Here is a 10,356-nt window from a genome sequence, read left to right as displayed (position 1 = left end):
GATTTTTGGAGCATTTCGGGGTAATGTGTATGAAATTTCATATACATTATAAAATTGGCTATTGTCGTTGAAATAACAATTGTTAGAAGGCTGTCGATTCATTGTGGACAATGATTGATAGCAATGAGAAAGGGTAACGGAGAGCAAGAATGGGAATGGAGAAGCGGCAGCGTCCGCTTTTGCAGGCTGATTTTTTCCTTTACCGGGGTTATTTATTCGTAAAAATGAGATTACAACAGCTGTCGGTATCCCAATCTTGATCGCAGTGCCCCCCTTTCTATTGCTTGTTGCAACTATCCACAATGAATCGACAGTCTCATTAGCTTCATTATAAAAGTACTTTGTTAGCTTCGTCAGATATGAACTTTTCAACAGTCTGAATATAGTCTTAATAGTTCTTGGGCATGTATGCTATTATTTTTGTTTAAAACAACAAAATACGGCAACTGCCATTTTTGTGTTTCTATGGCTTGTTTGCTAGTCGGAGTATCCCAACTAGGGTAAACTCTAAGTGCCATTTTCCCCTTTGCAGTAGCAGTTTTAAGTATATTTTGTTTCACAAGCACCTCTTTTGGAAAAACAAATTGCCCAAAAGTCTGATTATCGTTAGAAAAGGTATTAATAACTAATATATCAGTAGCATTGTCATATGAAAATGCTTGGTTTTTATTATTTAAATCTTTTTCCCAAAACGCAACAAACTGCCCTAATTTGTTAGGTGTTACTTTTGCCACTCTAAATCTAACCGATTTAGAATTAAGCTGAAATACTCCGGCACCATAATCAGAATTTTGAGCTTCTTCTTGAACAGATTTTATAATTAAGTGGTTAGGTTCATAAAAAATTTCTTTTACATAGGTTAACGCCTTAGAAAAATTTTTCATTATTATTCTCCTTATTTCATGCAGGGGCAATAGTTAGTTTTATTATATCTCTTCATTAAAAAAGAGGATAGATGAACCAAATAAAAGGTTGACTCAAAAATAAAGTAGATTTATAGTTGATAGATCATCTAATAGAAGGAGAAGCTGTATGGACGATGCGAAAAATAGTCATATTGGCCTAATCATTCGTGATCTGCACCTGGAGATTGCCCAATATATTACTGGCTTGCTCTCTCCATATCGGCTTGCGCCTGAGCAGCATTTGCTGATGTCACTGCTGCTGGAGCAGGAAGGTCTGTCTCAAAATGATATTGCCCTGCAGTTAAGAAAGGATAAAGCCAGCGTTGCACGCATGCTGGCAAGCTTGGAGTCCAAAGGGTATATCACTAAAGCAGTCAGTGATTTCGATCGGCGTTTTGTTAAAGTATATGTCACCCCAGAGGGGAGAAAGCTTGCTCCCATTATTAATGAAGTAGGCGTTAAAATTAATGATGCGATCGAGAAAGGTCTTTCAATGGAGGAGCAGCAAACTTTAACAGCTCTATTAATGAAGGTACAGTCTAGTGTAAGGAAAAGTTAAGCCGTTTTTTGTGAATCATATAGTTGATATATCAACTATATGATTGGCAGGTTCATTTCATAGAGTTACATTAGAAAGATAGAGCAATATTTATGGATAGAGAGGACGTTTATTTTGACAACTTCAGCAGCACAAATTGTTCAAGTAAGAAAACCAAAAATGATGGCATTTGTATTTATGTTTGCGGCATTTATAGGCTTATATAGTGAAACGGCGCTCAATATGGCGTTAACCAACATTATGAGTGAATTTTCTGTTTCCGAAGCTACAGTACAATGGCTGACGACAGGCTATTTATTAACATTGGGCATTCTGGTACCTATATCAACCTTGCTTATTCAATGGTTTACAACCAAGCAGCTTGTGATCACTTCATTAGCTTTTTCGATTGCGGGCACAATATTGGCTGCGTTGGCGCCAAGTTTTAGCCTGTTATTATCTGGCCGTATTATTCAAGCCGTTGGAACTGGCATTTTATTGCCGCTCATGATGAATGTTATTTTACTCATTTTTCCTATTCAAAAGCGTGGCGCTGTAATGGGCATTATGGGGCTCGTTATTACAACAGCGCCAGCAGTTGGACCGGCAGCAGCTGGCTTCATTGTCGATACATGGAGCTGGCCTTATATTTTTTGGATTAGTCTGATCTTCTACGCAGCGCTTGTCATCTTTGGCCTAAAACCGATTGATAATGTTTCACGCATTACAAAGCCTGCTATTGATGTGACTTCCATTGCATGCTCGACGATTGGTTTTGGCGGATTAATTTATAGCTTAAGCAAAATTTCTGAAAAATCATTTTTATCCGCAGAGGTATGGATTCCATTTGTAATAGGCGCGCTTGCGATCGTAATGTTTATCTATCGTCAAATTAAAATGGACGTACCGATGATTAATTTGCGCGTATTTCAATATCGGATGTTTGCGTTAGGAACGCTGCTGGTATTTATAGGCATGATTCTTATTTTATCGACTGCTATTCTTTTGCCGCTCTATATAAAAGGCTCTTTATTATTCAGCGCAGCGATGGCCGGCATTATCCTTGTGCCGGGAAGTGCCGTCAATGCTATGCTTTCCCCTATTGTAGGACGGTTATTTGATCAATTTGGAGCGCGGAGATTTGTTCCGATCGGATTTATGCTAACGGTTATTTCGTGTATTTTCTTCCTCCTGTCAATCTCAGATACAGCACCCGTGTGGAAAATTATCGCTGCCTGCGTTATTTTATTTATGGGAATACCAATGATTATTATGCCTGCACAAACGAATGGCCTTAATCAATTGCCTCGCAGCCTGTACGCGGACGGCGCCGCTGTAATGAATACACTTCAGCAAATCGCCGGTGCAACGGGAACAGCCTTTGCAATTACGTTAATGGTTAGCGGACAAAATCGATTTATGAACCAGAACGCTGACTTTACATCGCCAGAGCTGCTGGCTGCCGGAACTAAGTATGCTTTTATTTTTATAGCGGTTATTGCTGTAATCGGATTTGTTTCTTCATTGTTTGTTAGGCGTGTGCGTGTATAATATATGTAATGAGGAGCAGATAAGGAGGCGGAAATGGAATGAAAACAATCGGCTTAATTGGCGGCATGAGCTGGGAATCCTCTGCGGAATACTATCGCATTATTAATGAAGAGATCAAGACCGCTTTAGGCGGCTTGCATTCTGCCAAATGCATTTTGTCCAGTGTCGATTTTGAGGAAATCGTACAATGTCAAGCCTCGGGAAATTGGGAGAAGGCAGGACAAATACTGGCAGAAGCAGCTTTAGGCTTAGAAAAAGCGGGCGCTCACTTTATTATGATTTGCACAAATACGATGCATAAGGTTGTTCCTATTATTGAACAGTCCATCACAATTCCGATTCTTCATATAGCGGATGCAACTGCTGCTGAAATTAAAAAGAAACATATTCAAAAGGTTGCTTTACTAGGCACTAAATATACGATGGAACAAGATTTTTACAAAAATAGGCTGATTGATCAAGGCATTGAGGTTATTATACCGGCTAAGGAAGAGCAGCTAATCGAAGTGAATCGAATTATTTTTGAGGAATTATGCTTGGGAGATTTTCAGGCAAGCTCCAAGCAATATTATAAGGAGCTCATTGCTCAGCTGATTGAGGCTGGGGCACAAGGCATTATTTTTGGCTGCACGGAAATAGGATTGTTAATTAAGCCCGAGGAATTTGACTTTCCGGTTTTTGATACCACGATTGTACATGCCAAGAAAGCGGCTGAAATGGCTTTGCTTTAAACGATAATACGGAATCCTTTTGAACACTGCTTTGAGCAGGTTTAATGAGGGTTCTTTTTTTAACAGAAGGATACGCTAATGCAGCCCCGGTACTCGTATTTGTGCAGCAAAACAGGTAAAATAGGGGAGATTAATGATAATTTAAGGGAATGAGCATATGTTAAAAAAACAAACACTAAATAAAGCAACAACTAAAAATCGCGGCAGAACGTTGCTGCTCGAACGGACGTTTAAAGCTTCGCGCGCAGCTTTGTTCAAGGCTTATACGGATGCTGAGCTGCTTAAGCAATGGTGGGGGCCTCATGGTTGGGCGCTTGATTATTGCGAGCTTAATCCGGAGCAGGATGGCACCTGGCACTACTGCTTGAAATGTATGGATGAGTCGAAGGACTACTTCGGAACGATATCATGGGCAAAAGCGGTGTATAAAACGATTGAGGCACCATCCTCCATTCAATATGAGGAGTATTTCTCGGATGAAGCGGGAGAGCTTGTTTCCAAAATGTCCACAACATTAGTTACAGTTCGATTTGTTGAGGATAAGGATCGAACGAGGCTGATTAATGAAATTGATTTTCCGGACAAAGCCTCTTTGCAGAAAGTATTGAATATGGGGCTTGTCATAAGCTTGAATGAAGGCTGGGATAAGCTGAGCAAGCTATTAGCGAAGTGAGTATGAAATGGAGAAGCGGCAGCATCCGCCTACAATTAATCGACAGTCTCATATATAAGCAAGCTTGCAAAAAAATCATAAATTGAGGAGGAAGTATGATGGCCATTGCTGAAGTAACTGTAATTCCAATAGGAACAGGGAGCACCAGCTTGAGCGGGTATGTAGCTGATCTGCAGCGGGTGCTGAAGGAGCAGCAAGGGATTGAGTATACTTTAACGTCCATGAGCACGATTATCGAGGGACCGCTTGATGCTGTATTTGCAGCTATTCGCGCCATACATGAGGCACCTTTTCAGTCCGATGCACAAAGAGTATCAACATCTATTAAAATTGACGACAGGCGCGACAAAGCAGGCTCCACAGAGCAGAAGCTTCGTTCCGTACAAGAAAAATTGTTGTAAATTGTTCGGCGCAGCGGCAGATTAAGACTCGATTGCAGTGAGTTGACTGCCGCTTGCATGCCATTATCCGGTTAATAAATAATAGTTGTGCGAATTACAGCTTCGGTTTTGCCCAAATAAGATGAACCATGTTAAACCAGTAGCTTTCCGTCTTATCGATTGCAATCCCTGACTCTCGTACTAATTTCATAATGTTTCTCGTATGGTGACAGCCATAAAAGCGATATAGAAGCGGATTAAGTGTTTTTTGGACAGCGGAAACCGCCACGTTAGAGCTGATCCCATGTTCCATAAATAGAAGCGTTCCGCCCGGCTTGCACCAGCGATTGATTTTGTTCAGCACCAATAAAGGATTGTCGTAACTGCAGAATGATAGAGTAGAAACTATCGTATCGAAGGAATGATCGGGAAAGTTCATATTCTCAATATCGGAGCATATAAAATGGCCATCGATGCGGTGCAGCCTTGCCGCTTTTTTTGCTTTATCCAGCATCGCCTCGCTGAAGTCAGTTGCGGTAATCTTTACTTCAGGCGGATAGAAAGGGAAATTCGCGCCTGCCCCAACGGCAAGCTCAAGCACCTGGCCCTTTGCATGGCTTAAAAGCTGCTGACGCCAACGATTTTGTGCAGGGCCTTCTTTTTTATTCTCGTACAGGGTTGCTTGCTTATCGAAGATACGTATTAACTTTTGTTTATCCACCTAATTCCCACCTTGCGCCGTTAAATATTTTATAGTAAGTTCCAATGTTCCGAATAAAAGACCAGTTAAAGCTATTATACCAATTTAAAAAGCCCGTAAAGGAATCCTAATGAAATAAAGGAGCTGACGAACAAAATGGCACTGCTGCACATGCATTTTAAATCGCCGACCTTAGTCATGCAAACGAATGTAACCGTTGTTTTGCCGGAAAGTGAACAATTGTTTACAAGTCAGACTAACACGAAGCTTAAGACTTTATATTTACTCCATGGGCTTTCGAATGATTCTAGCATTTATACTAGATTTACGAATATTGAAAGATATGCAAGCAATAAAAATGTGGCTGTAGTGATGCCTTCTGTTGATCACAGCTTTTATGCGGATATGAAATATGGTCACAACTATTTTTCCTTTGTGCAAAAAGAGTTGAGAACGTTTATGTTAAATGTTTTGCCGCTGTCAGATAAAAGGGAAGACAATTTTGTTGCTGGTCATTCCATGGGCGGCTATGGCGCATTCAAGCTTGCTTTGACTAACCCCGAGTTGTTTTCTGCTGCTGCAAGCTTGTCCGGCGCTATGGATATTAACCGCTTTTTGCAGGATGGCGTATTTAATGGATTTAATGCGAAACCGATTTTTGGGGAAGTAGATAGCTTGAAGGATACGGAGCATGATCTGTACAAATTGCTAAAGGATCGTCAATGCGAGCAGGCAGTCTTGCCCAAGCTGCTGCAAATGTGCGGAACCGAGGACTATTTATATGAAGACAATGTCAATTTTAAAAATTATGCCCTCAGCTTAAAGACGGATTTGGACTATAGAGAGGGACCCGGAGATCATAACTGGGAGTATTGGGAATATGCGATTAAAGAAGTAATGGATTGGCTGCCGTTGGATTGAGGGTAATTTTTAGTAAGATGAGCTGGTTCGAAAGAAGAAGTAAGCTTCACATTCTGTTCAAAAATTCATGTGCAAGAATTTGATATAATAGAAATATAAAACTAAAGGGATGGAGTGATCATAATGGAGCTTTACACAATACCTGCTGGCACTGAAAAAAAGCTGACCAAAATTGCTTCGCATGAGCAGTATGATTTAGTTTCGATTCAATTGGCAGCCGGGGAAGGGATTCCAGCACATGACGCGCCTCATACGGTTTTGATTATTGTTCAAGCAGGAAAAGTGTTGTTTACGGTTGAAGGCAAGGAGCAGGAGCTGGTCTCCTCTACGATATTACATATGGATCCAAAGGAGCAGCATAGTTTGCAGGCGATCGAAGATTGTAAATTACTTTTGCTTAAAATAAAGTGATATGGCTATGTAGATAAGAGATAAGAGATAAGAGATAAGAGATATGGGGGCTAGGCGCCCCCTTTTTTTTTTGATAACTAGCTGGTTGAAGCCGGCATGCTATTCGCGCATGATTGCTGCGCCATCTCCAAACTATGCTGCAAAAGTGCAGGATTTTCTTCGCCTCAACTCTCAAAACTCCCCTTGCAGTCACACATCAATGAATCAACTGCCCCTAGACAGTCAGAAAAACCCCGAGCTTCATGATTGCTCATAAAACTGCTCAAATAATCGGTACAGAATAATAATCGTTTGCTCGGTCGTAATGCTGCCTTTTGGATTAAAACGATTGTTGTCCACACCGTTCAGTAAATTTAAGCTGACTGCCTCATACACATCGGCTTTTGCCCAATCGGATATTTTGCTGTCATCGCTGAAAATAGTTTGACTTGATTTCTGAACTGGCACTCGCCCTGTTTTCTCAGCAAGGTAATGATAGACATTCAGCAATAGCTTAGCTGCTTGCTCTCGGCTGATGGAATCATATGGCGAGAACTTATTTTTGCCTGTACCGCTAATAATTCCGTTGTCAGCAGCCCAGCTCACTGCCCAGTAATCAACATCCTGGAAGGGAGAACGGCCGTATTCATATTTTTGCTCGTATAAGCTTATGCCCAGCACGGTTTCTGCCATTCTTGACGTGAACTCGACAAAGCCTTCCCGGTACATAGGGGATTGAAAATTATAATAGAACCATCTAGGTACAAGACCTGCTTCCTTGGCTTTTTTTACTTCCTTCGCTGCCCAAGCACTTACTTTATCTGATGGATCAGAATCAACGACGGACACATTTAGCATGCTGCCGTCTCTTAAGTAACTGTTAAAATAAATGATTGCATCACCTTTGGCAATTGCTGTTAGCTTGCCGTTTTTATCTACCTTTACAATTTTCGGATCCGAACTGCTCCAGTCCATAGTAGAGCCAGTTATTGCGTTTTCGATAAGCGGCGTTAATGTCTCCCCTGACTCCATGACTATTGAATCGCGGGCTGTATAAGTGCTTAACATCTTGAAGAAGGTTGTTTTAAATGCAACAGATGCAGGCAGGCCAGTTTTCGTATAGAGTCCATTAATGCTGACATGAAATGCTTCATCATTTTTCATAGCTTCTAAAGCATCAGGTCTGAATATAATCGAAAATGGAATCCCAAAATAACTAGTCTCTACATTAAAAAATTTTCCCCTCACATCCCGATCGTTATGATTGAAGCTCCAGCTTTTTTGATCGCTATCACGTGTCAAGGTAACTGTAATATCCTCTGTTTTTGTACGGTCGTAAAGATTAGGGTTGAGTGAAACGGACCAGGCATCTGACGCGGCGAATACTTCCATGGGCGTATAACCGGCAGGAGGCCAGCTTATGTAATTATAGGAGACATCTTCGGCAGGACGCTGCTTATCAAAGGCGTACATTGTGGCATGCCGGACCCCCAGACTCGATGAATCGGAACTGGATCTTGAAAAAACCATGCCAAACATCGTTTTTTTCATTTGCGGATTAAGAATCCAGCGGCGATGCCCGACCCGGTCAATATTATTCGAATCGCTGTCGGACATATAGCCCAGCACATTGTCATAAAAGGTTGGGCTGCCGTAATATAAATTGCTTGACCTATTGGCATCATAGCCCAACTGATGCATCACATCATTCATGCCTGCGGGCTTTTGAGGATAATGACTCATGACTTGATTGACCGCGTTGACGAGCGCGCCAGTCTGCTGCTGCTGTTCAATCGACCAATCTGCTTCCACGTCATCCGGCAAGCCCGCCAGATAACGTATGAAATTGACGGCATTGATGCCGTCCTTGATATAGGAATCCTTAAGCTTGCCTGCTGCATATGGAGCAGTCAGCTTTGGCTCTACTGTGAAAATATGCGTACCGTTCATATAATCTCGGCCGAGCTCCATTGGCTTATACTTTAGCCACTTTTCTACGATCTGTGACTTTGTGCGTGATTCCAGTGTGCTTTGCACATCTGTTGATGCAGCTTTAACAGCAGGCTGTTCAAATACAGGTAGGACAATCATTAGGCTAATGACGAGCAGCAGCAGCTTTTTCCAAGTGCGCTGCAAAGGTGAAGTGTGCAACAAAAACATCCTCTCTGGGTGAAATATGATTAGTGTTCGAGAGGAAATATTCTACAATTGGATGCTTAATTCCTTCGACCTATGCAGATTTCTGTCGAACTTGATCAAAAATTATTTCAAATACCGAAAGCAATAAGGTTTAGGCTCTGCTATCGTTCGACATAATGGTTATATAGGTTCTAAATAAATCTGTATGACAGGTAGGTCAAAAGATATGGGAATTGTTTATGATTGTGCCATCATTGGCGGCGGAATAGCCGGTCTGCAAGCAGCGATTCAGCTGGGAAGATACAATCGCCGTGTACTCGTTATTGATGCTGGGGATGGTCGCTCCGTGCAATGCAGGGGCTACAACAATTTGCTCGGCTGGCCGGAAGGGGTGAGTGGTGCGGAGCTGCGCCAGCGGGGACGCCAGCAGGCGGAGAAAACGGGCGTTCAGTTTAGGCAAGGAAAGGTTGAAGATGCCGTTCTTGCGGAAGGACGGTTTCGGGTTGGGCTGGAGGATGGGCAGACAGTTTATGCCAAACGGCTTCTGTTAGCTACGGGCATCGTAGATCGGATGCCTGATTTGCCTGGTCTATTGCCCTGCCTTGGACGAAGCATATATGTTTGTCCAGATTGCGACGGCTATGAGCTTATGGATCAAAAAGCAGTAGTACTGGGAGCGGGAAAAGTGGGTGCGCAGATGGCGCTGACGCTGTCTTACTGGACGAAAGACATTGTATTCATTAACCACGAGAGTACGCCCATTGATGAGAAGCTCAGTGGTCAATTGCAGGCTATGGGAATTGAGCATCGAAGCGAGCCAATTGCAAGACTGGTGGAAAGTGACGGTCATCTAAGTGAGGTTACATTGAAGAGCGGAGAAAGCATTCACGTCCGCAAAGGCTTTGTCGCATTTGGCGGCAATGAAGTAAGGTCGGAGCTTGCTGCGAAACTGGGCGTTAAGCTGCATGAGAACAAGCATGTCTTAGTAGATCCTAGAACAAAAATGACAAACGTCGAGTTTGTATGGAGCGCTGGAGATGTAGTTGCCCACTCAGAGCAGGTTGCTATTGCGATGGGGGATGGGGTGCAGGCGGCAATCTGGATACATAAAAGCTTGTTAGGCATAGCGGTTCCTAGACATAAATAGGTAATATTCAGGCTGTTGAAAAAGTAACTTTTCTGACGAAGCCGAGCGTTATTTCAATGAAAACAGCTAATTTTCTCTTATAACGAAACTCAACAACCCTATGCGTGTCTGCACCACCTCAAAACGTCTCCATGTATATGAAATTTCATATACAATACACCGATATGCCCCAAAAAACACAATTGTATATGAAATTTCATACAGAATTCGTCGGTGCCACCTCAAAACGTCTCAATGTATATGAAATTTCATATACAATACGCTGAAATGCCCCAAAAAAC

General features: G+C 42.1%; 11 protein-coding genes. 8 read left to right on the top strand and 3 right to left on the bottom strand.

The genetic code is table 11. The features are described from left to right. Nucleotides 1–368: 368 nt before the first annotated feature. The gene (locus ACRRU2_RS28140; protein WP_432506746.1) at nt 369–884 is read right to left on the bottom strand and encodes a MepB family protein; all 516 of its coding nucleotides are present in this window, start codon (nt 882–884) and stop codon (nt 369–371) included. A 148-nt stretch (nt 885–1,032) separates the two neighbouring features. Between ACRRU2_RS28140 and ACRRU2_RS28135 the strand changes: the two genes are divergently transcribed. The 5 genes from ACRRU2_RS28135 (at nt 1,033) to ACRRU2_RS28115 (ending at nt 4,799) form a co-directional block, all read left to right on the top strand. Then, entirely contained in the window at nt 1,033–1,464 is a 432-nt protein-coding gene (locus tag ACRRU2_RS28135) for a MarR family winged helix-turn-helix transcriptional regulator (RefSeq protein WP_331698938.1), read from the top strand. A gap of 114 nt (nt 1,465–1,578) precedes the next feature. Further along, nucleotides 1,579–2,994, top strand: a complete 1,416-nt coding sequence (locus tag ACRRU2_RS28130; protein WP_432506744.1) for a DHA2 family efflux MFS transporter permease subunit — start codon at nt 1,579–1,581, stop codon at nt 2,992–2,994. Nucleotides 2,995–3,032: 38 nt separating this feature from the next. Next, nucleotides 3,033–3,725, top strand: a complete 693-nt coding sequence (locus tag ACRRU2_RS28125) for an aspartate/glutamate racemase family protein (protein WP_432506742.1) — start codon at nt 3,033–3,035, stop codon at nt 3,723–3,725. Nucleotides 3,726–3,882: 157 nt separating this feature from the next. Then, a complete protein-coding gene (locus ACRRU2_RS28120; RefSeq protein ID WP_331698942.1) occupies nt 3,883–4,398 on the top strand; it encodes an SRPBCC family protein in 516 nt (171 codons plus the stop codon). A 98-nt stretch (nt 4,399–4,496) separates the two neighbouring features. Then, complete coding sequence (locus ACRRU2_RS28115; protein WP_331699000.1) at nt 4,497–4,799, top strand: MTH1187 family thiamine-binding protein; 303 nt, start codon at nt 4,497–4,499, stop codon at nt 4,797–4,799. Between the two features lie 94 nt (nt 4,800–4,893). Here ACRRU2_RS28115 and ACRRU2_RS28110 read toward each other — a convergent pair whose 3' ends face one another. Next, nucleotides 4,894–5,499: a class I SAM-dependent methyltransferase gene (locus ACRRU2_RS28110; RefSeq protein ID WP_432506740.1), complete on the bottom strand. Its 606-nt coding sequence runs from the start codon at nt 5,497–5,499 to the stop codon at nt 4,894–4,896. Nucleotides 5,500–5,634: 135 nt separating this feature from the next. Here ACRRU2_RS28110 and ACRRU2_RS28105 point away from each other — a divergent pair, with 135 nt between their 5' ends. Both ACRRU2_RS28105 and ACRRU2_RS28100 read left to right on the top strand, forming a co-directional pair. Further along, a complete protein-coding gene (locus ACRRU2_RS28105; RefSeq protein ID WP_432506738.1) occupies nt 5,635–6,399 on the top strand; it encodes an alpha/beta hydrolase in 765 nt (254 codons plus the stop codon). 123 nt (nt 6,400–6,522) lie between these two features. Continuing rightward, complete coding sequence (locus ACRRU2_RS28100) at nt 6,523–6,810, top strand: AraC family ligand binding domain-containing protein (protein WP_432506736.1); 288 nt, start codon at nt 6,523–6,525, stop codon at nt 6,808–6,810. 240 nt (nt 6,811–7,050) lie between these two features. Here the strand turns inward: ACRRU2_RS28100 and ACRRU2_RS28095 are convergent, their stop codons facing one another. Beyond that, nucleotides 7,051–8,940, bottom strand: coding sequence for an S-layer homology domain-containing protein (locus ACRRU2_RS28095; RefSeq protein ID WP_432506734.1), 1,890 nt, complete (start codon nt 8,938–8,940; stop codon nt 7,051–7,053). Between the two features lie 214 nt (nt 8,941–9,154). On the opposite strand from ACRRU2_RS28095, the gene ACRRU2_RS28090 reads away from it, so the two are divergent. Then, nucleotides 9,155–10,075, top strand: a complete 921-nt coding sequence (locus ACRRU2_RS28090; RefSeq protein WP_432506732.1) for an NAD(P)/FAD-dependent oxidoreductase — start codon at nt 9,155–9,157, stop codon at nt 10,073–10,075. Nucleotides 10,076–10,356: the final 281 nt, after the last annotated feature.

The sequence above is a fragment of the Paenibacillus sp. GXUN7292 genome, assembly GCF_050864975.1.
GTDB lineage: Bacteria > Bacillota > Bacilli > Paenibacillales > Paenibacillaceae > Pristimantibacillus.
This window is presented reverse-complemented; position numbering and strand designations above follow the sequence as displayed.

Coding starts and splice junctions, on each gene's coding strand:
- ACRRU2_RS28140 (WP_432506746.1), bottom strand. CDS start 884: ATGAAAAATTTTTCTAAGGCGTTAACCTATGTAAAAGAAATTTTTTAT.
- ACRRU2_RS28135 (WP_331698938.1), top strand. CDS start 1,033: ATGGACGATGCGAAAAATAGTCATATTGGCCTAATCATTCGTGATCTG.
- ACRRU2_RS28125 (WP_432506742.1), top strand. CDS start 3,033: ATGAAAACAATCGGCTTAATTGGCGGCATGAGCTGGGAATCCTCTGCG.
- ACRRU2_RS28120 (WP_331698942.1), top strand. CDS start 3,883: ATGTTAAAAAAACAAACACTAAATAAAGCAACAACTAAAAATCGCGGC.
- ACRRU2_RS28115 (WP_331699000.1), top strand. CDS start 4,497: ATGGCCATTGCTGAAGTAACTGTAATTCCAATAGGAACAGGGAGCACC.
- ACRRU2_RS28105 (WP_432506738.1), top strand. CDS start 5,635: ATGGCACTGCTGCACATGCATTTTAAATCGCCGACCTTAGTCATGCAA.
- ACRRU2_RS28100 (WP_432506736.1), top strand. CDS start 6,523: ATGGAGCTTTACACAATACCTGCTGGCACTGAAAAAAAGCTGACCAAA.
- ACRRU2_RS28090 (WP_432506732.1), top strand. CDS start 9,155: ATGGGAATTGTTTATGATTGTGCCATCATTGGCGGCGGAATAGCCGGT.